Raw genomic sequence first — 19635 nt, forward strand, 5'->3', positions numbered from 1 at the left:
TACAAGGTGCCGCCTGCACCAGCATGGGCGTCCGCTCCACCGAGCGCGCAGGACAGGAAAGGCCCGACGCCCCCATGCAGACCAGCCCGGCCGCGACCCGGCAGGCACCCCGACCCGCGCGGACGGACGTCGACCCGACGCCCCCGCCTCCCGCCCCGGCCGCGCCGCCGACCGGCCGCCGCTTCGGCCTGCCGACCGCGACCGCGCTGGTGATGGGCAACATCATCGGCGGCGGCATCTTCATGATCCCCGCCGCCGTGGCGCCCTACGGGACGGTCAGCCTGCTCGCCTTCGCCGTTCTGACGGTCGGCGCGATCACCCTGGCCCTGGTCTTCGGCCGCCTCGCGCGCCGCGACCCGCGCACCGGCGGCCCGTACGTCTACGCGCGCGAGGCGTTCGGCGACTTCGCGGGCTTTCTGGCCGCCTGGTCGTACTGGGTCACCACCTGGGTCAGCAACGCCGCCCTCGCCGTGGCCGCCGTCGGCTACCTCGACGTGCTGTGGCCCCTCGGCCGGTCCACCGGCCTCACCCTCGTCTGCGCGCTCGCCGTCCAATGGCTGCCCGCGCTCGCCAACCTGGCCGGCACCCGGTACGTCGGCACCGTCCAACTCGTCTCCACCGTACTCAAGTTCGTCGCCCTGATGGTGGTCTCGGTGGCCGGTCTCACCGCCTTCGACCCGGCGAACCTCGGCCCCTTCGACGCGACCGGCGACGGCTGGCTCGGCGGGACGACGGCCGCCGCGGCGATCCTGCTCTTCAGCTACCTCGGCGTGGAGTCGGCCGCCATGAGCGCGGGCCAGGTCCGCGACCCCGAACGCAACGTCGGCCGCGCCAGCGTGCTCGGCACCGCCGGCGCAGCGGTGGTCTACCTGCTGGGCACGCTCGCCGTGTTCGGCACCGTGGCCCACGAGCGGCTGATCCACTCCACCGCGCCCTTCTCCGACGCCGTGAACACCGTCTTCGGCGGCTCCTGGGGCGGAACGGCCGTCGCCGTCGCCGCCCTCGTCTCGATGACCGGCGCGCTCAACGGCTGGACCCTGCTCTCCGCCCAGGCCCCCTACGCCGCCGCCAAGGACGGCCTGTTCCCCGCCGTCTTCACCGTCGAACGCCGCGGCGTCCCCGTCGTCGGCGTCCTGGTCGGCGTCACCCTCGCCTCGCTGCTCACCGTCCTCAACTTCGCCTCCGGCGCGAAGTCCGCCTTCGACACCCTGGTGCTGGTCACCACCTTCACCGCGACCGTCCCCTACCTCCTCTCCACCGCCGCCCAACTCCGCTGGCTGCTGCGAGGCGACCGCACCCGCGTCGCCCCCGCCCGCCTCGCCCGCGACCTCGTCCTCGCCCTCGGCGCCTTCGCCTTCTCCGCCTGGCTCGCCGTCGGCTCCGGCTACGCCGCCATCTGCCAGGGCGCCCTCTTCCTCCTCGCCGGCGTCCTCGTCCACGCCGTCCACGCCGTTCGCACCGCCCGGACCGCCCGCCGCCGCTGACGGTCCCCCCGCGGGCGGGTCACTCCGTTCAGCCCTCCTCGCTCCGATGGCTCGCCCGGTAGTTCCAGAGGCCGAAGGTCCGGTGGTCGTGCTGCGAGAACGCGTCGAGCGGTCCGACCCGCGCGTACGCGGCCTCGGTGCGAGGGTCGTCGCGACGGGCGAGTGCCCAGGCCGCCTCCAGGCGCAGATCCGCGTCGTCCTCGTCGAGGAGCGCCACGAAGGCGGCCAAGGTGGCTGCCCCCCGGTCGTCGGAGCCGGCGAGGGACTCCGCAGCGCGGCGCCGAACGTCGAGGTTCTCGTCGCGGACCAGCCGGAGCAGGGCGTCCAGGGCCAACGGTTCCAGCCGCCGGTCGGGAGTGAACTGCAGGGCGAGGGCCTGGGCGACGGAAGCCCGGACCTCCGGCTCGGGATCGCGCACGAGGCCGAGCAGTGCCGATGCGGCCGCGTCGCTGCGGGCGGTCCGCTCCCGGCTCAGGCACCACACGACCTCGTCGCGCACGCGGGGGTCGGGGTGGTCGACGTACCGCAGTCCGATGGCCTCCTGCTCCGGATGCCCATGGCCGATGTAGCCGTCCAGGACGGCGGCCAGGACCCGCCCCTCGGGCTCCTCCAGTGCCCAGGAGGCCAGGAAGTCGATGTCCTGGGCGAGGTCCGCCGCACGGTCCACCGTCCCGAAGCGGTTCCGGTGCTGCATCACCTGGGCGAGGAAGTAGCGGTGCAGGGGATCGGGGTGCCGCCGCAGTGCGGTGAGCGCGGCCCGGATGCGTGGGCCGCGGCGCAGGCTCGGGTAGTAGGTGGCGGCGAACCAGTTGCTGTCGTCGTCCGGCGTGTGCGGGACGACGCGTGCCATCACTTCGTCGAGGGGCGGGAACAGACCGAAGGCCCATTCGAGGTGGGTGAGGATCGCCCCGTGCCCGTCCCGCACGGTGCGGCCGCCCAGGGACACCTCCTCGATCGTGTCGCCCGCCGGTTCGTCGACCCGGCGGACCGCGGCCGGTTCGGCGGATCCCGTCCGACGGCGCAGCTCCTCGACGACGCCGGTCTCGAACCAGTGCCGCGCGAGGTCGAGCAGTTGTTGCCGGGAGGTCTCCGGCAGACGGAGCCGAGGGGCCGTCCCGAGCACCATGGACACCAACGTGGGTGAGCCCGTATCGACCGCCCGCAGCAAGGGGGTGCTGCCGTCCGGAAGCTCACGGTCCTGGTCGGCGCCCCCGTCGACCAGGACCTCCGCGGTGGAGTGGTCGAGCCTCGCCACCGCCGTGCAGAGCAGGGGCAGGCCGTCGGGACCCGGGGTGTCCGCTGGTGCGCCCCGTTCCAGACAGGCCCGCACCGCCTCGGTGTCCCCGGTGGTGACGGCACCGGCCAACCGGTCGGCCAGGTCCGACGGCGAATCCGTCATTGCTCCCCCTGATGGTGTTTCGAGGAGAGCAACCTAGTCGAGCGGCGGGCCGGTGCCCGGCCCGGGGTACGCCCCGGGGCCGGTCAGGCGGGGAGGGCGGACGGGGTGGGGGCGACGAGGCCGAAGAGGTCGGTGACGGTGGTGAGGGCGGCGGCCTGCAGGGCGGCGGCGGGGACGAGGGTGCCGTCGGGGGCGGTGAGGGGGCGGGTGGCGGTGGTGGAGGCGACGACGGTGGGGCGGTAGCCGAGGCGGAAGGCGCCCTGGGCGGTGAAGGTGACGCACATGTGGGTCATGAAGCCGGCCAGGACGAGGTCCTTGCCGCTCTCCGGGGCGAAGCCGAGGGCGGAGAGGGTCGCGGTGAGCTCGGTGGCGTGGAAGGCGTCGGGGAAGGTCTTGACGACGACGGGTTCGCCGGCGACCGGCGCGACCTCGGGGCTGATGGCTCCGATGTCGGCGCGGATGTCGTACGGGGTGCCCGGGCCGCCGTCGTTGACGATGTGGACCACCGGGGTGCCCGCCGCGCGGGCGCGCCGCAGGAGGTCGGCAGCGGAGGCGAGGGCCTCCTCGGCGCCGTCCAGGGCCATCACTCCGGTGCGGTAGGTGTTCTGGAAGTCGATCATCAGGAGGACGGAGTCGGCCAGCCGGGGCAGCCGGTCGTCCAGGCCGATGACGGTGCGCAGGGGAGCGGACGGGGTGGTGGTGTGCGTGCTCACAAGGGTGCCTTTCCAGGACATTTCGGGTGTTCGAGGGCATGCGGCAGTGCCGCGAGAAGGGGGACGGCTGTCAGGCGGTCGGGGTGCGGAAGCGGCGGCGGTAGGCGGCCGGGGTGGTGGCGAGACGGCGGCGGAAGGCCCGGTGGAGGGTCTCCGCCGAGCCGAGTCCGGCCGCTGCCGCGACCTGGTCGAGCGGCCGGTCGGTGGTCTCCAGCAGGCGCCGGGCCGCCTCGACCCGGGCCGCCTCGACGTAGCCGGCCGGGCCGGTGCCGGTCTCCTGGGTGAAGACGCGGGCGAAATGCCGCTCGCTGAGGCACATCCGGGCGGCGAGGGCCGGGGTGGAGAGGTCGCCGTCGAGGTGCTCGGCGATCCACCGCAGCAGCTCGTCGATGTCGCGCCGCTCGGTGGCCGGGTGGCTCAGCGGGACGGAGAACTGGCTCTGCCCGCCCTGCCGCTTGAGGTACATCACCAACTGCCGGGCCACCGCCAGAGCCGTCCGTTCGCCCTGGTCCTCCGCCACCAGGGCGAGGGCCAGATCCAGGCAGGCGCTGATGCCGGCCCCGGTCCACAGTCGGCCCCGGTCGGTGCGGACGAAGATCGGGTCGGGGTCGACCGTCACCTCGGGATGGTCGACGGCGAGCTGCGCGGCGGTCGACCAGTGGGTGGTCGCCGTCCGCCCGTCCAGCAGGCCCGCGGCCGCGAGGACGTGGGCGCCCACGCACACCGAGGCCACCCGGCGGGCGTGCGGCGCGGTCTCGCGCACCCAGTCGACGACGGTGCCGTCGACCTTGGCCACCGGTCCGTGCTCGGTCAGCTCGACCGCGCCCGGCACCAGCAGGGTGTCCACGTCCGCGCCGACCTCGGCGAAGGAGAGGTCGGCGAGCAGCCGCACCCCCGCCGAGGTCCGGACGGCGCCGCCGACCGGACCGGCGAGCCGGACGTCGTAACCGGCGCGGCCACCGGTCTCCCGGTTGGCCAGCGCGAACACCTCGGCCGGGCCGGTGACGTCGAGGAGGTCGACATCGGGGAAGACCGCGACGACGACCCGGTGCGGAGTGGGCATGGCTCCATCCTCGGCCCGGCGGTCGGACGGCGGCAATGACGATTCCCTGTCACATCCGGACACGGGAGCGGGGGCGGTTCCTAGCGGGACGGGGCCTGCGCGGGGCGGGGTGCGGCGGGGGTGCGGCGGCGCAGGGGCGGGAGGCCGAAGCGGTGGGCGGCGGCGAGGGCGAGGCCCGCGAGCAGCGAGGCCAGGTGGCCGACGGCGGCCGTCTCGCCGTCCGGGAGGCCGGCCAGCAGCGCGGGGGCCGCGACCGCCAGCATCAGCAGCCAGACCGCCCGCGACCACGCGGGCCGGGCCCGGGTGGCGGCCAGCGTCAGGGCGGTGACCACGACGTAGGACGGGCCGGTGTCCATCGCGTGCGCGGCCTCGGCCGGCAGCGAGCCGTGCTCGATCCGCCACCACACCAGGCCCTCGGTGAGGGCGGTCGCCGCGACGTGGACGAGGGCCACGGAGGCCACCGCCCGGCGGGCGCCGAGCGCCCCGACCACCGCGAACAGGGACAGGGCGAAGACCGGCCAGACCCAGATGGTGTCCTGCGGCACGAACACCGAGACGGTCAGCGACTCGATCGGATGGCCGTCCGGCCACAGGTGCAGATTGCCGAGGTCGGTGGACGCCCAGGTGCGCAGCGCGTGCACCCGTTCGGGCGGCAGCAGGTGCAGCACCGGCCACATCGCGGCCAGCGCGGCCACGTACCAGAACGCCGGATTGCGCGGCAGGCGCCGTATCCAGGGGCCGAGCGAGGAGCCGAGCAGGGGGCCGAGGGGCGGGAGCTTCGTCGCCATGCCGGGCTCTACCGGCGGCGACGGGGGGACACCGAGCCGCCCGCGAGCGCCGCCCCCGCAGCGACCGCGACCACGCCCGCCACCATCAGGCCCCGTCGGGAGCGGTAGGACATGACCGACCACCGCGAGTTCGCGGAGAGCAGCGAGCCGACACTCAGCCACGAGCCGATGGACAGCGCGGAGGCCGCCGAACCGGCCGAGCCGATCGACAGGAAGCTGCCGACGGAGCCGACCGACAGCACCGAGCCGACCGAGCCGATGGACAGCGCCGACCCCACCGAGGCGACGGACAGGACGGAGTCCCCGGACGGCAGCCTCCACCCGTGCGAGAGCACCGCCGCCGGGGAGGATGACGAGGAATCACTTCGCTTGCTCATCCGCTGATCGTATGCCGCTGCGGTGACGCCCGGACGCCGCCCCGCCTCCTTCGGGCGTCTCAGCCGACCAGGTGGGGCGGCAGGCCGCCGGCCACCGGGTAGGGCCGCTCGTCGGGCAGCAGCCGGCGGGCCGCCTCCGGCTCGCCGTCGCGCAGATGCCCGTGGATCCGCCGCGCGAGCGGGGTGAGGTCGGTGATCGACACCGTCCATTCGTCGGCGTAGCGCCGCGCGGCCTCGCCGCTCAGGCCCAGTTGCAGCGAGCGGTACGGCAGCGGCCGCAGGTGCAGGTCGCGCTCCGGGTCCCACTGGACCCGGGCGGGGGAGCGCTTCAGCAGCCGCTGCCAGGTCGCCCGGTCCGGGTGGAGGCCGCGCTCGTAGTGGGCGAGGCAGGCGTGCTGCAACGCCCATTCGAAGCCGGCCCGGTCGATCTCGACGGCGAGCACGGTCTCCTGCCCCTCCTTGGTGGCCCAGCCGCAGCGGTACATCATCCAGAGGAAGGAGGGCTTGATCCAGGTCATCCGGTCGCGCTTCCAGTGCGCGGGGAACCGGCCGTCGCGGGCGGCCGGAAGGCCGATCCCGGGGGAGTACGCCTGGTAGACGGTCACGGTGGCGGCGGTGTGGACGGCGCGGATGCGGCGCTTCGGCTCGGGGGCGGCGTGTTCGAGGCCGGGCGGTTCGGGGGTGTTGGACAGGGGCACGCCGCTCAGGGTGGCGAGGGCGGTGGGCCGGCCGCCAGCGAATTAGCGCGGGCGAAGGTGTTGTGCGTCTGCATGATGCAAGGCCGCATACAGTTTAAGCCTTCGATTTGCAGGCTGCTATCCCCTGTGGAACCATAATCGCCAAGCATAGGGACGATCGAACACCGGAAAGTGAAGGATCATGTCGAGCGGCGCACGCGTCATCGTCGGAGTCAGTGGCTCGCTGGGGAGCCTGACCGCTCTGCACCGGGCGGTGGGCGAGGCGCGTGACCGGGGTGCGGTGCTGGTGCCGGTGCTGGCGTGGACGCCGGCGGGCGGGGAGCACAACTACCGGCTGCGGCCCTGCCCGCCGCTGCTGCGGGCCTGGGAGGACATGGCCGCCGCCCGACTGGAGGGGGCGCTGGACGAGGCGTTCGGCGGACTCCCGGCCGGGGTCAGGGTCGAGCCGCAGGCGGTCCGCGGTCCGGCCGGGCCGGTGCTGACCGGGCTGGCCGACCGGCCGGGGGACCTGCTGGTGGTGGGCGCGGGCCGGCACGGCGCCGTCCGCGGTGCGGTGCGGCGGATGCTCGGGGGCGGCTCGGTGGGCCACTACTGCCTGGCCCACGCCCGTTGCACCGTGCTCGCGGTGCCGCCGTCGGACCTCCAGGACGACCTGCGCGCGCTGCGCCGGGGCGTCGACCTGCGCGAACTCGCGGCCCTCGCCGCCGCCTGATCCAACGCGGAAGAGGGCCCGAGGCTCAAGGCCTCGGGCCCCGAAGGGTCACTCGAAGCGGCTGGGGTCGCCGGCCCCCCGCCGGACGATCTCCGGCTCACCCTCGGAGAAGTCGACCACCGTGGTGGGCACGGTGCCGCAGTCGCCGGAGTCCAGCACGGCGTCCAGGACGTGGTCGAGCCGCTCCTTGATCTCCCACCCCTGGGTCAGCGGCTCCTCCTCGCCGGGGAGGAGCAGGGTGCTGGAGACCAACGGCTCGCCGAGCTCGGCGAGCAGCGCCCGGGTGACGGGGTGGTCGGGGATCCTGACGCCCACCGTCTTCTTCTTCGGGTGCATCAGGCGGCGCGGGACCTCCTTGGTGGCGGGCAGGATGAAGGTGTAGCTGCCCGGCGTCGCGGCCTTGACCGCGCGGAAGACGTTGTTGTCGAGCTGGACGAACTGCCCGAGCTGCGCGAAGTCCTCGCACATCAGGGTGAAGTGGTGGCGCTCGTCGAGCCGCCGGATGGACCGGATCCGGTCGAGGCCGTCACGGTTGTCCAGCTGGCAGCCCAGCGCGAAACAGGAGTCGGTCGGGTACGCGATCAGGGCCCCGGACCGGAGACTGGCCGCCACTGTGCTGATGGTGCGCGGCTGGGGGGACTCTGGATGCACGTCGAAGTACTTCGCCATTGGCCGACCCTACGGGATCCCGGCGACCGGCGGACGCAGCCGCGACGGCCGACGACCCGGTGGCACGGCATCCCGTCGGAGCAGGTGGGCCCGGTCGGGCACGTCGGGCACGTCGGGCACGTCGGGCACATCGGGAACGTCGGGCACGTCGGGCTGGTTGGGCAGGCTGGGCCGGTCGGCACGCTGGTCCTCGGCCGGGGCGCGGCGTACGGTCCCTCGGTATGGCCATCGATCAGGCGCGGGCGAACCGGATCTTCCTCCCCGGGACCTATGCCGAGGGCGTGCCGTACGAGCTGTTCCGCGAACTGCGCGCCGAGGCGCCGGTCTGCTGGGTGGAGGAGCCCGCGGTGGGGCCGTGGCCCGCCGGTCCCGGCTACTGGGCGGTGCTGCGGCACGCCGACGTCAAGCAGGTGCTGCGCACGCCCGAGCTGTTCTCCTCGCACCTCGGCGCGACCCAGATCCGGGACCCCGACTCGGCGGCCGACCTGGACTTCGCCCGCGCCATGATGCTCAATCAGGACCCGCCCGACCACTCCCGGCTGCGCCGCGCCGTCGCCGCCGCCTTCACCCCGCGGGCGCTGCGCGAGCTGACGGCGGCCGTCGAGGCGCGCGCGGAGGAGCTCGTCACGGGTATCGCCCCGTCCGGCGAGGTCGACGTGGTGCCGATCGCCGCCGACCTGCCGGTGTGGACGCTGGCGCGCATCCTCGGTGTGCCGGAGCAGGACCGCGCGCTGCTGGTCGACTGGTCGAACCGGGTGATCGGCTACCAGGACCCGGACCACGCCCGCTCCAGCACGGCGGACCCGTCCCGGCTCAGCGCCATGGGCCGGGACGCGCTCGGGTGCCGCCCCGCGGACCTCACCGCCCCCGACGGCCGCCCGCTGAACCCGCGCTCCCGCGCGGCCCTCGCCGACATGTTCGCCTACGCCCACGCGCTCGCCGAACAGCCGCCGCCGGGCAGCATGGTGGCCCGGATGCGGGAGGCCGGGCTGGGCGCCGCCGAGTTCGAGACGATGTTCTTCCTGTTCGCGGTCGCGGGCAACGAGACGCTGCGCAACGGCCTGCCCGGTGCCCTGTACTCGCTGCTGACCAACCCCGACCAGTACCGACTGCTGCGCCGGCGGCCGGAGTTGACCGGGTCGGCGGTGGACGAGCTGCTCCGCTTCTGGCCGCCGGTGGTCGAGTTCCGGCGCACCGCCACCCGGGACGTCGTCCTGGCCGGGCGGCGGATCTCCGGCGGGGACAAGGTGGTCGTCTACCACGCCTCCGCCAACCGCGACGAGACGGTCTTCCCCGACCCGGACCGCCTCGACCTCACCCGCACGCCGAACGACCATGTGAGCTTCGGTTACGGCCCGCACTTCTGCGTCGGCGCGCAGCTCGCCCGGATCCAGATGGCGGCGCTGCTGCGCCGGCTCGTCGCCGCTTGGCCCGAGGCGGAGCTCGCGCCGGGCCCGCCTCCGCCGCGGCTGGTCTCGAACTTCCAGAACGGGTTGAAGGAGCTGCGCGTTCGCTGGTGACGGGGCCCGTGACGGCCGCGTGATGGGCCGCGTGATGGGCGGGCACGTCCCTGGGGGATGGATATTGACTGAATTTTCAGTTCAAGGCAGGATGTGGGCGCCCCCACCGGCCTGCCCCGGGTGCGCCGACGGTACGCCCCATTCGTCCCGTTTCCCGGCACCCGGGGTGGTCCACCCCCACGCACCGGAGGTACCGATGGACAAGCCCGAAATCTCCCGACGCAGACTCCTCCGACTCGGCGCCGCAGCCGTACCCCTGGCGGCCCTCGGCCCCGCCCTCGCCGGACCCGTCCTCACCGGCACCGCCTTCGCCGACACCGTCGGCGCGGCCGGCCCCGTGCCGACGCTGCGGATGCCTGCCGAGACCGACCAGCACGTCCGCACCTTCATGGCCTGGCCCGGTCCGAGCGCCGCCTGGGGCTCCCAACTCCCTTCCGTGCAGCGGGACATCGCCAATCTCGCCAAGGAGGTCGCCCGCTTCGAGCCGGTCGTGATGGTGATCGCCCCCGAGCTGGTGGCCGCCGCCACCCCGCTCTGCGACACGAGTGCGCTCCCCGGCTCCCGGGGCATCACCTTCCTGCCGGTCTCCAACGACGACCTGTGGATCCGGGACTTCGGCCCGACCTTCCTGGTCGGCCCGGGAGCGGTCGCCGGCCTCGACACCAACTTCAACGGGTGGGGCAAGACCGGGACCAGCTACGAGCAGAACTTCGCCAAGGACGCCAGGGCCGCCGCCGCGCTGCTCGCCCAGTACGGGATCACGCGCGTCCAGGCACCGTTCGTCGGGGAGGGCGGCTCGCTGGAGACCGACGGGCAAGGCACGCTGCTCGCCACCGTCAGCTCCCTGGTGAACCCCAACCGCAACCCCGGGCTGAGTCAGGACGAGGTCGAGCAGCGGCTCAAGGCCTCGCTCGGCATGGAGAAGGTGATCTGGCTGCCCGGTCTGGCGGGGCAGGACATCACGGACGGCCACATCGACTGCGTGGCCCGGTTCAGCGCGCCCGGGCGGGTGATCCTGGACCGGCCCGCGCCGAACACCACCTCGATGTGGCTGCGCGTCCACACCGAGGCCAAGCGGGTCCTGCAGACCGCCACCGACGCCAGGGGCCGTGCGCTGACGATCGTGGAACTCCCGGGCCCGGACCACACGAAGATCCGGGGGAGGGGGTCCTCCTTCCTGTCCAGCTACACCAACCACTACACCGTGAACGGGGCCGTCCTGGTACCGCAGTTCGGGCACCAGGAGGCCGACGAGGCGGCCCGGACGATCCTCGCGGCCGAGTACCCGGGGCGCACCGTCGTGCCGGTCGTCATCGACGCCATCGCCAACGGCGGTGGTGGCATCCACTGCGCGACCCAGTCGCAGCCGGTCGTTCCCGCCGCAGTCTGACCTGTGGTCTGACCTGCGGGCCGGCCGGCCGGTCGGCTCAGGCCGGTCGGTCGGCCCGCGCGGGGCCCTCGGCCTTGGCGGCCGCCGCCGTCGCGGGAGCGACGGGCGTGACCGGTGCGACCGGTGCGACCGGGGTCGCAGGTGTCCCCGGAGCGGCGACGGCGGTCGGCGCGGGCGCCTGCTCGGACGCCGGGCCGTCCTCGCGCATCGCCGCCGTCTCGGCCTTCAGGATGCGCATCGACTTGCCCAGCCCGCGCGCCATCTCGGGCAGCTTCTTCGAGCCGAACAGCAGGATGACGACCGCCAGCACCACCAGGAGGTGCCAGGGCTCCAGACCGTTGCGCAGCATGTCACTCACCGGGCCTTTCCGTATCGTCGTCGAACCGGACTTCTTGCCAGCGTAAGTGTGACTGATTTTTCAGTCAATGTGACGGTATCCGGCCGTACCCGCACCTGTGGGCGTGCCCGTGCGGGATGCGGCGGGTCCGGGGAAGTCGCATCCGCGTACGGTTCGTCCACGTCGCCTTGGCCCGAGTGGTGCGCGACGGCCCCACCGCGCCGGACCTAGGTTCACCGGAACCCGCAGGCAACCGGCGCACCCGAGGAGCGACGCACGTGAACTGGCTGATCCACGACTACCGCGAGGACGACCTCGCCGCCGTCGTCCATCTGATCGACAGCACCGCCGGGCTCGGGCAGGAGTCGGTGTTCTCGCTCGCCGAGTGCATCGGCGCGCTCACCGCCCGCCAGCCCGCCGTGGTCGCGGTGCACGACGGCCTGCCGATCGGGGCTGCCCTCGCCCAGGTCGCGGGCACGGGCGAACGGGCCTGGGTGATGCGGGTGGCCATCGCCCCGGCCTGGCGCGGGCGCGGCCTGGCCAGCGCGCTGCTGCGGGAGCTCGAACGGCGACTGGTCGAGGCCCGGGTGCGACGGATCGCCTATGTGCTGCCGGCGGAGGAGCTGCTCGGCGAGGGGCTGCGCAACGCCGGTTACGAACGGCGGCCCGCCGCCGCGTACTTCGAGAAGACCGAGCCCGCCGCGGGCCCCGCCGCCGGGACCCTGGACGAACTCGGCGGGCGGGTGCTGAGCGGGGACCTGTGGGACCAGGTGGCCGGGATGACGGCCGAGAAGGAGCTGATCGAGCGGCGGGTCGTGCTGCCGCTCGCCGAACCCGAGCGCGCCGCCCGGCACGGCGTGCGGCCGCCGCGGGCGATCACCCTGTTCGGGCCGCCCGGCACCGGGAAGACGACCTTCGCCCGGGCCATCGCCTCCCGCCTGGGCTGGCCGTTCGTCGAACTGCTGCCCTCCCGCCTCGCCGACGAGGGCAACCTGGCCGCCGCGCTGCGCGGCGCGTTCACCCGGATCGGCGAGCTGGAGCGGGTGCTGGTCTTCATCGACGAGGTGGAGGAGATCGCGCCCGTGCGGGGCGAGCCCGGCCCGGCGGGGGCGACGCACGGGGTGACCAACGAACTGCTGAAGCTGATCCCCGGGTTCCGGGAACGGGACGGCCGGCTGCTGGTCTGCGCCACCAACTCGGTCCGCTCGCTCGACCCGGCGTTCCTGCGCACCGGCCGGTTCGACTACGTCATTCCGATCGGCACCCCCGACCCGGACGCCAGGGCCGCGATCTGGGCCCGCTACGCGCTCGGCACCGACCGGGTGGACGTGGACGTCCCCGCGCTGGTGGCCGCGAGCGAGCACTTCTCGCCCGCCGACATCGAGCACGCCGCGCGCCTCGCCGCCCAGACGGCCTTCGAGCGCGACGACGCCGTGCCGGGCGCGACCACCGCGGACCACCTGGCCGCGATCGGCGCGTGCCGCCCGACGGTGACGGCCGCCATGGTGGCGGCGTTCCGGGCCGACATCGGGGCGCACGCCCGGTTGTGACCGCTCTGCCCGACGGCCACCGCCGGAGGGCGGCGGTCAGTCGAGCGGGTGGTCGCGGCGGACGGCGTCGATGCAGGTGTCCCGGGAGACCGGGCCGCCGAAGCGGAGGCGGTCGTAGGCGGTGAACGGCGGTTCCAGGGCGTCGAGTTCGTCGACCATGGCATGGAGGGCGGGCAGCTCGGGCAGCCGGCCGGAGGGCCCGTCGGCGGGGCGGCCGAGGGCCTCGGTGATGCCCCGGACGAGTTCCGCCTTGCGGCGCATGGTGACCGGGTGGAGACGGTGCAGACAGACGTTCTGGCCGCTGAGGTACGACTCGTACTCCTCCTCGCCCTCCTCCCGGTCCGCCCAGTGGCCCCGGAACCAGTCCGGCAGCTTCGCCAACCCGCCCGCCTCGTTGACCAGTTCGAGGAGGTCGGGGGCGACCATCTCGGTGCCGTCGGAGCGCAGGTAGCCGGGCAGCGGGAGGCGGCCGTCGAGCATGTGGCCGCGGACCTCGTCCGGCTCCCGGCCGTGGCGGGCGCAGAGCGGCTCCAGCGGGGCGAAGTGCCGGTCGACGTAGGCGTCGTCGGCGTCGGTCATCGGGTGCTCGCCGTTGACCTCGAGGTAGCGCCGGGCGAGCCGCGCCTTCGCCGTACCGGCTTCCGTGCTGCCGCTCCGCGTTGTTCCGGTCTCCGTCATGCCGGGTCCTCCCTCGGACGCCGTGGTGTCCCCGCCGCGCCGGGTCAGCCGGCCTCGACCGTGTCGGCCTGGGCGGTTCCGTCGCCGGTACCGGTAGCGGCACCGGCTGTGGTGCTGCCCCCGGGGCCGGGGTCGATGCGCACCACCGGGGAGAACGCGGTGCCGAGGAACACTACCGCCTGCACCACGGCCGCGCACACGAAGAGCGTGCGGGTGGGGGAGGCGCCGGAGACCAGCCGGCCGCCGAGCACCGCGCCGAGCGGGATGGTCGCGTAGGCGGCGGCCCGGCTGACCGACACCACCCGGCCGATCACCTCGGAGGGCACCACCTTCTGCCGGGCGGTGAACCAGCTGACGATCACCAGCGAGGTGGCGACGCCCTCCACGCCCCAGGCGATCAGCACCGCCCACCAGGTGGGCACCAGGGCCGGCAGGACCATGGTCGCCCCGGACAGGCCCATGCCGAACGCCAGCAGCGGGCCCAGGCGGTAGCGGTCCGTCAGGCGCGGTGCGAGCACCCCGCCCACCACGGCGCCGAGGCCCTGGGCGCCGAGCACGAGGCCGAGCACGACCTTCGGCTTCTCCTCGACCTCCAGGACGAGGTAGAAGAGGCTGCCCTCGACCGTCCACGCGGCGAGGTTGGACAGGGCCATCAGTACGGTGCCCCAGAGCACCGCCCGCATGGTCCGCAGGGCCCGCAGGCCGTCGGCGAAGTCCTTGGCGATCCGGGCGGCCGTGGTCGGCCCCGCGGCCGGGGCGGGGGTGCCGGAGATGGCGGCGATCAGCAGCGCGGAGGCCCCGAAGGAGAGCGCGTTGACCAGCGCGGAGACCGGGACGCCGAGCGCCGCGACGGCGGTGATGCCGGCCACCGGGCCGATGAAGCCGAGCGCGCTGTCGACCGTCTGGGTCCAGGAGTTGACCTGGGCGAGCCGCCGCTCGGGCACCACGTCGACCAGGAAGCCCTGGAACGCCGGGAAGTAGAACGGTCGGACGCAGGCGAGCAGGAACGCGCAGAGGTAGATCGCGGCCAGCGGCGGGCGGTCGAGGGTGGCCAGCGCGGTGACGGCGAGCGCCAGCACGGCGGAGGAGAGGTCGCAGAGGATCATCACCCGGCGGCGGTCGAACCGGTCCGCGATGACGCCGGCGAAGAGTCCGATCACGATGTACGGAATGAACTCGATCGCGTAGGCGAGGGCGGTCGAGGTGGCCGATCCGGTGATTTTCAGGACGAGGACCGGAATGGCCAGCCGGTAGATCCAGTCGCCGATTCCGGAGACCAGGAATGCGGCGCGCAGGCGGATGTCCGCCGGGCCCGGGGTCGGACGTTCCTCGATCGGCTTCGCGGTGGGCACCGGCGTTCTCCTATGCACTTTTATCGACGGTGGATCGGTGGAAAGAAAGAGATGTTCCGTTGTCGTTCCGGGAACGGCCGGAATCCCGGCGGGCGCCGCCGGTACGGCGTTCCCGCCGGGTTCCCGGCCGTTCGCGGGCCGTGGCTCCGCGGATCGCTCGGTCAGAAGGGGAGCTCCTCCCGGTCGACCCGGGTCAGCCACTCGGCACCGGCGGCGGGCCGGGCGTCGCGGCAGACGGCGCAGTCCGGGTCGCGGGTCCAGGCCTCGGCCTGGTGCACCCGGGGGTTGTGGAAGGTCTGCTCCAGCAGCCGGCCCACCGCGAGCGGCGGGCAGACGCGCGAGGCCAGCCGGACCATCTCGGAGACCATGTGGGCGGCCGCGACCACCACCAGCCCGTTGAAGGCGGCGGTGTCCTCGCCGTAGGCGCTGCCCTCGCGGTCGATGTCGTCGAGGACGTCCAGCACCATCCGCGAGGTCGGGTCGTCCCGGCGCACCTGCCCGTACCAGCACTCCACGCAGCCGCTGACGCCGGGCACCATCGTGTAGTGGATGGCCCGCTGGGTGTCGACGCCGCCGCCGATCAGGGTGGCTCCGGCCCGGACGCAGCCCTCGTTGAGCCAGTGCGCGACGTGCACCTTGGGGCGGTCGACCACGGCGATCACGATGTCCCGGTCGTGCACCACCGCGTAGACGTCGTCGGCGGACATCAGCTTGGCCTCGACCGCGTCGACCCGCACCCGGCTGTTGAGCCGGCGGGCCCGTTCGGCGGCGACGTGGACCTTGGTGCGGCCGACGTCCGGCTCGCCGTAGATGATCTGGCGGTTGAAGTTGGAGACCTCGATCTTGTCGAAGTCGACGATCCGGATGTCCGTGAAGCCGATCGCGACCAGGTCGATCAGGGTGTGCGAGCCGATGCCGCCGACGCCGAGCACGGCCACCCGGGCGTCGCGGATGCGGCGCTGGAACTCGTACTTGGAGGTCCCCAGGGAGGCGTAGGTCTCGAAGAAGCCCAGGTTGTTGGACCAGCGCTCGCGGGCGGCGGCGTCGAAGTCCTCGCCCCGGTCGGCGGTGTCCTGCACCAGGCCGATCGCGTCCAGTTCGTCGACGGCCTCGCGCACGTCCTCGGCGGTGAGGTCGGGGTAGTCGGCGCTGAGGTCGCGGTGGACGGCGTCCAGCTCGCGGCTGCCGTCCAGGAGCCGGAGCAGCCCCAGCACGCGGCCGTCGGTGTCCTCCAGCGAGGTCAGCTCGCCGCCGAGGCGGAAGTGGACCGAGCCGTCGGAAACGAAGTAGGGGATGCTCGTCTTGAGCGCGGGACGTGCCACGAATACCCCTCCGGGGACTGGGCGACGGAAATCATGGATATACCGGTCCGGTAATGTGCGGAGGAGTTCCGGACGGGTGCGGCGGGGCGTCGTTGCGAAGGAGGCCCCGCCGCATTTCAGGATCAGCCCTTGGCGGTGCTGGCGGCGCTGCTGTAGCGCTTGGTGGACTTCTTGATCATTGGAATCACCTCCCCCCTCCGATCGGACTCCATGCTATTCATCGCGGAACTTCCCGGACAAGATGTCAGAACAGCTTTTCGCGGGGGGATCTTCAGAATCGGTCGGAGCGGACGGAAAGTCCCAGGTATTCGGCCTGGAAAGCCAGCACATCGGCGAAATAGGCGAGCCGCCCGGTGCGGGCGCGGGCCCCGTGCCCGACGCCGGCCTCCTGGCGGAGCAGCACCGGGCGCGCCGAGGAGGTGGCGCGCTGCAGGGCGGCGCACATCTTCCGGGCGTGCAGCGGGTCGACCCTGGCGTCGTCCTCGAACGCGGTCAGCAGCACGGCCGGGTAGGCGGTGCCCGCCGCCACCCGGTGGTACGGCGAGTAGCCGAGCAGCCGACCGAGCTCCTCCGGGTCCTCCCGGGTGCCGAACTCGTCGGTCCAGTAGGGCCCGTAGCCGCTCAGCTCGTAGCGGGCCATGTCCAGCGGGGCGGCGGTGGCCGCCACGGCGGCGAACAGCCCGGGGTGCTGGGTCGCCGCCGCGGCGACCAGGAGGCCGCCGGCGCTCTGGCCGAACGCGCCGAGCCCGTCGGGCGGACACAGGCCCCGGTCGTGCAGGGCGCGGGCGGCGGCCAGGAAGTCGTCGATGCCGTTCTGCTTGTGCTCGCGCATCCCGGCGCGGTGCCAGCCCTCGCCGTGCTCGCCGCCGCCGCGCACCCGGGCCACCGCGAACTGGCCGCCCAGGCCGGCCCAGGCGAGGGCCGCCGCGTAGTAGTCGGCGACCTGGGGTTCGCCGAAGGCGCCGTAGCCCTGGAGGACGGTCGGCAGCGGGCCGGTCGGGCGGTCGGCGGGCCGGGTGAGCAGCACCGTCAGCTCGGTGCCGTCCGGGGAGGCGCAGCGCAGTTCGGAGACCAGTACGGCGGGGACGTCCGGGGTGCCCGGTGCCCGCCACACCTCGGTCGTGCCGCGGTGGGCGTCGTAGTGGTGGACGGTCTCCGGGGTGGTGGGGTCGGAGTAGCCGAACCAGGCCTCGTGGCCGCCCTGACGGAAGGTCAGATCGGTGACGACGCCGGTGCCGGGCAGGGGGAGCGCGCCGAGCGGTTCGCCGGTGCGCAGGTCGTGCCGGGTGATCCGGCCGTGCCCGCCGGCCGAGCGGAGCACCAGCAGCAGCGGGACGGGCAGCCCGGGGTCGTCGAGGACGGCGAAGGACTCCAGTACCTCGTGCTCGTGCTCGGGGACGAGGGTGCGCGGCCGCTCCGGTGCCGCCGGGTCCAGGACCAGGATCCGGCCCCGGTCCGCGTCGAGGTCGGTGAGCACGTAGAGCAGGCCGTCGGTGGCGGGCCAGGGGGAGCTCCAGCCGCCGTCCAGGGCGGTCAGCGGGCGCCAGTCGGGCTTCTCCGGGGTGCCGAGGGCCAGGTCGGCGATCCGGACGCGGTTGCCGCTGGAGAGTCCGTCGGCGGTGGCGGCCACCAGCAGGCGGCCGTCCGCGCCGAGCAGGACGTCCAGTTCGGGGCCCGGGCCGTCGTCGTCGGTGTCGCCGGCTGTGTCGTGGCCGGTGTCGTGGTCGGGGCCGTCGGCGGGCGCTGCGGCACCGGGGACTTCGGCGTCGGCGGCCGGGTGCTCACCGATCCGGTGCAGGTACAGCCGGGCGCCACCGGTGCCGCCCGGGCCGCCGCGTACGTGGTAGAAGGCGTCCGGCCCGCCCGACCAGGCGACGTTGCCGTACGGGCAGCCGGTGATCGGCCCGTCCACCGTGCGGCCGGTGGCGACGTCCAGCACCCGCAGGGTGTACTCCTCGGCGCCGCCCTCGGTGGTCTGCACGGCCACCAGGGTGCCGGTCGGGTCGGGTGTCCAACCGCCCAGCGAGGTAGAGCCGGTGGGGTCGTGGCGGTGCGGGTCGAACAGGATCCGGCGGGCGCCGGAGGGGTCGGCGACCGCCAGCGCGGGGTGCTCGTCCGCAGGGCCGCGGACCGTGAAGAAGGCCAGGTCGCCCGCGAGTTGGGGCGAGGTCAGATGTTCGAAGGCGGTCAGCCGGGTCATCGCGGCCCGGAACGCGTCCAGCGTCGGCCAGCCGTCGCGCAGCCGGTCGAACAGCCGCCGCTGGCCGGCCGACCACTCCCGGGTCGCGGGGGCGTCGGCGTCCTCCAGGGCGCGGTACGGGTCCGGGACGTCGCGCCCGCCCAGCCGGTCGACGGTGTCGCCGGGTGCGACGGGCGGGTATTCCGGCCGCCCGGCCGGGTCGAGCGGGTCGATCGGCATCATGGCCCCCTCCAACCGGCGTGCGGACGGAACGGAGATCGCCACTCGGGGGGCGGCCGCGGAGCGGGTCGCCGTCGAGAGCGCCGACATCCTAGCGACGGTTTCCGCGTACTCGTCAATGGCCCTGTCGGGAACGGTGTTTCGGTCGGCGGGCGGGCTTGGGCGGGCTCCGTCGGCCGGTGCACACGCACCAACGGTGCGGACCTGGAGTGTTCGGCGGCCGGGCGGCGGTGGGGCCCGGGCGGCCGGGCGCCGGATGAGAATTCGCGGCGAACGTGTGTCTGTGCTCCCGCTGTTGCCGGGCGCCGGTGACAGGTCGTCGACGACCTGTCGGGGAGGGCGCGCGCGCCGTAGCGGGTCTGACGGGGGATCCGCTAGAGTCCCTCCGCCCATCATCAAGATCATCGGGGGAAACCTTGCCGTCCGAGGCAACCAAGGGGCGCGGCGGTGCGAACGCACTCGGCTGGGCGCTCACCATCGGCCTGAACGTCGTCGCGCCGATCATCACCTACAACCAGCTCACCGGCCACGGTTACGGTGAGTTCACCGCGCTGGTGATCTCGGCCGTCTGGCCCGCCGTCGATCTGGGGATCTACCTGGCGTGGCAGCGGCGGGTGGACGAGTTCGCGGCGGTGTCGCTGCTGTTCCTGGGGCTGACCGTCGCGGTCACCCTGGCCGGGCCGGCCGACGCGCACTTCCTGCTGGTCAAGGACTCGGTGATCACGGGGCTGTTCGGAGTGATCTGCCTGGCCAGTCTGGCAGCGCCCCGGCCGCTGATGTTCTACTTCGGCCGCAAGTTCGCCACCGACGGCTCGGCCTCGTCGCTGGAGCGCTGGGAGGGGCTCTGGGCGCTGCCCGGGTTCCGCCGGGTCCAGCGCAATCTGACCGTCGGCTGGGGGGTGGCCTACCTGCTGGAGGCCGGGCTGCGGGTCGGGCTCTCGTACGTGCTCGACACCGACGCGATGCAGGCGCTGAACACGGTGCTGTCGCTGGGGGTGACGGCGCTGCTGGTCACCTGGACGATCGCCTACGCCAAGCGGGCCCGGGCCCGGGGCGCGGCCGCCGGGGCGGAGCGGGAGGCGGCACAGGCAGCACAGGCCGGGGCGGCGAGCGCCGAGGCGGCGACGGTCTGACCCGGCGGCCGGACGCCGCCGCAGCACGACT

General features: G+C 73.9%; 18 protein-coding genes. 6 read left to right on the forward strand and 12 right to left on the reverse strand.

Translation table 11 applies throughout. The features are described from left to right. Positions 1–74 precede the first annotated feature (74 nt). Complete coding sequence (locus tag BI06_RS01595) at positions 75–1484, forward strand: amino acid permease (protein ID WP_082558194.1); 1410 nt, start codon at positions 75–77, stop codon at positions 1482–1484. Positions 1485–1512: 28 nt separating this feature from the next. On the opposite strand, the gene BI06_RS01600 is transcribed toward BI06_RS01595, so the two are convergent. From BI06_RS01600 to BI06_RS01625, 6 genes are all read right to left on the reverse strand, one after another. Beyond that, on the reverse strand, positions 1513–2883 hold the full coding sequence (locus BI06_RS01600) for a HEAT repeat domain-containing protein (protein WP_043464285.1): 1371 nt from the start codon (positions 2881–2883) through the stop codon (positions 1513–1515). Between the two features lie 83 nt (positions 2884–2966). Further along, positions 2967–3596 (reverse strand): cysteine hydrolase family protein, encoded by a 630-nt coding sequence (locus BI06_RS01605; protein WP_043464288.1) that lies wholly within the window; start codon positions 3594–3596, stop codon positions 2967–2969. 70 nt (positions 3597–3666) lie between these two features. Continuing rightward, positions 3667–4659, reverse strand: coding sequence for a GlxA family transcriptional regulator (locus BI06_RS01610; protein WP_043464292.1), 993 nt, complete (start codon positions 4657–4659; stop codon positions 3667–3669). Positions 4660–4739: 80 nt separating this feature from the next. After that, positions 4740–5447: a rhomboid-like protein gene (locus BI06_RS01615; protein ID WP_043464295.1), complete on the reverse strand. Its 708-nt coding sequence runs from the start codon at positions 5445–5447 to the stop codon at positions 4740–4742. Positions 5448–5455: 8 nt separating this feature from the next. Beyond that, the gene (locus BI06_RS45800) at positions 5456–5824 is read right to left on the reverse strand and encodes a hypothetical protein (protein WP_233289973.1); all 369 of its coding nucleotides are present in this window, start codon (positions 5822–5824) and stop codon (positions 5456–5458) included. Positions 5825–5883: 59 nt separating this feature from the next. Beyond that, positions 5884–6516: a DUF4291 domain-containing protein gene (locus BI06_RS01625; RefSeq protein WP_051740115.1), complete on the reverse strand. Its 633-nt coding sequence runs from the start codon at positions 6514–6516 to the stop codon at positions 5884–5886. Positions 6517–6703: 187 nt separating this feature from the next. On the opposite strand from BI06_RS01625, the gene BI06_RS01630 reads away from it, so the two are divergent. Then, positions 6704–7234 carry a universal stress protein gene (locus tag BI06_RS01630; RefSeq protein ID WP_043464300.1) on the forward strand — a complete coding sequence of 177 codons (531 nt, stop codon included), beginning with the start codon at positions 6704–6706 and terminating at the stop codon, positions 7232–7234. Positions 7235–7282: 48 nt separating this feature from the next. On the opposite strand, the gene BI06_RS01635 is transcribed toward BI06_RS01630, so the two are convergent. Then, positions 7283–7903 carry an L-threonylcarbamoyladenylate synthase gene (locus BI06_RS01635; RefSeq protein WP_030394052.1) on the reverse strand — a complete coding sequence of 207 codons (621 nt, stop codon included), beginning with the start codon at positions 7901–7903 and terminating at the stop codon, positions 7283–7285. A 221-nt stretch (positions 7904–8124) separates the two neighbouring features. Between BI06_RS01635 and BI06_RS01640 the strand changes: the two genes are divergently transcribed. Together BI06_RS01640 and BI06_RS01645 are read left to right on the forward strand one after the other, a co-directional pair. Next, positions 8125–9423 carry a cytochrome P450 gene (locus tag BI06_RS01640; RefSeq protein ID WP_051740105.1) on the forward strand — a complete coding sequence of 433 codons (1299 nt, stop codon included), beginning with the start codon at positions 8125–8127 and terminating at the stop codon, positions 9421–9423. A gap of 196 nt (positions 9424–9619) precedes the next feature. Continuing rightward, positions 9620–10813 carry an agmatine deiminase family protein gene (locus tag BI06_RS01645; RefSeq protein ID WP_043464302.1) on the forward strand — a complete coding sequence of 398 codons (1194 nt, stop codon included), beginning with the start codon at positions 9620–9622 and terminating at the stop codon, positions 10811–10813. Positions 10814–10850: 37 nt separating this feature from the next. Here BI06_RS01645 and tatA read toward each other — a convergent pair whose 3' ends face one another. Beyond that, positions 10851–11162 carry a Sec-independent protein translocase subunit TatA gene (gene tatA, locus BI06_RS01650; protein WP_043464306.1) on the reverse strand — a complete coding sequence of 104 codons (312 nt, stop codon included), beginning with the start codon at positions 11160–11162 and terminating at the stop codon, positions 10851–10853. 266 nt (positions 11163–11428) lie between these two features. Here tatA and BI06_RS01655 point away from each other — a divergent pair, with 266 nt between their 5' ends. Continuing rightward, complete coding sequence (locus tag BI06_RS01655) at positions 11429–12700, forward strand: ATP-binding protein (protein ID WP_030394048.1); 1272 nt, start codon at positions 11429–11431, stop codon at positions 12698–12700. A 36-nt stretch (positions 12701–12736) separates the two neighbouring features. Here the strand turns inward: BI06_RS01655 and BI06_RS01660 are convergent, their stop codons facing one another. The 4 genes from BI06_RS01660 to BI06_RS01675 all read right to left on the reverse strand — a co-directional run bounded on the left by BI06_RS01660 (position 12737) and on the right by BI06_RS01675 (position 18474). Next, positions 12737–13378 carry a DUF6058 family natural product biosynthesis protein gene (locus tag BI06_RS01660; RefSeq protein ID WP_051740106.1) on the reverse strand — a complete coding sequence of 214 codons (642 nt, stop codon included), beginning with the start codon at positions 13376–13378 and terminating at the stop codon, positions 12737–12739. 44 nt (positions 13379–13422) lie between these two features. Continuing rightward, on the reverse strand, positions 13423–14730 hold the full coding sequence (locus BI06_RS01665) for an MFS transporter (protein ID WP_043464312.1): 1308 nt from the start codon (positions 14728–14730) through the stop codon (positions 13423–13425). A gap of 161 nt (positions 14731–14891) precedes the next feature. After that, the gene (locus tag BI06_RS01670; protein WP_051740107.1) at positions 14892–16052 is read right to left on the reverse strand and encodes a ThiF family adenylyltransferase; all 1161 of its coding nucleotides are present in this window, start codon (positions 16050–16052) and stop codon (positions 14892–14894) included. 271 nt (positions 16053–16323) lie between these two features. After that, complete coding sequence (locus BI06_RS01675) at positions 16324–18474, reverse strand: prolyl oligopeptidase family serine peptidase (protein WP_051740108.1); 2151 nt, start codon at positions 18472–18474, stop codon at positions 16324–16326. Positions 18475–18887: 413 nt separating this feature from the next. Here BI06_RS01675 and BI06_RS01680 point away from each other — a divergent pair, with 413 nt between their 5' ends. After that, entirely contained in the window at positions 18888–19604 is a 717-nt protein-coding gene (locus BI06_RS01680; protein ID WP_030394043.1) for a VC0807 family protein, read from the forward strand. Positions 19605–19635: the final 31 nt, after the last annotated feature.

This window comes from Kitasatospora sp. MBT66 (assembly GCF_000710405.2).
In the GTDB taxonomy this organism is placed as follows: domain Bacteria; phylum Actinomycetota; class Actinomycetes; order Streptomycetales; family Streptomycetaceae; genus Kitasatospora; species Kitasatospora purpeofusca.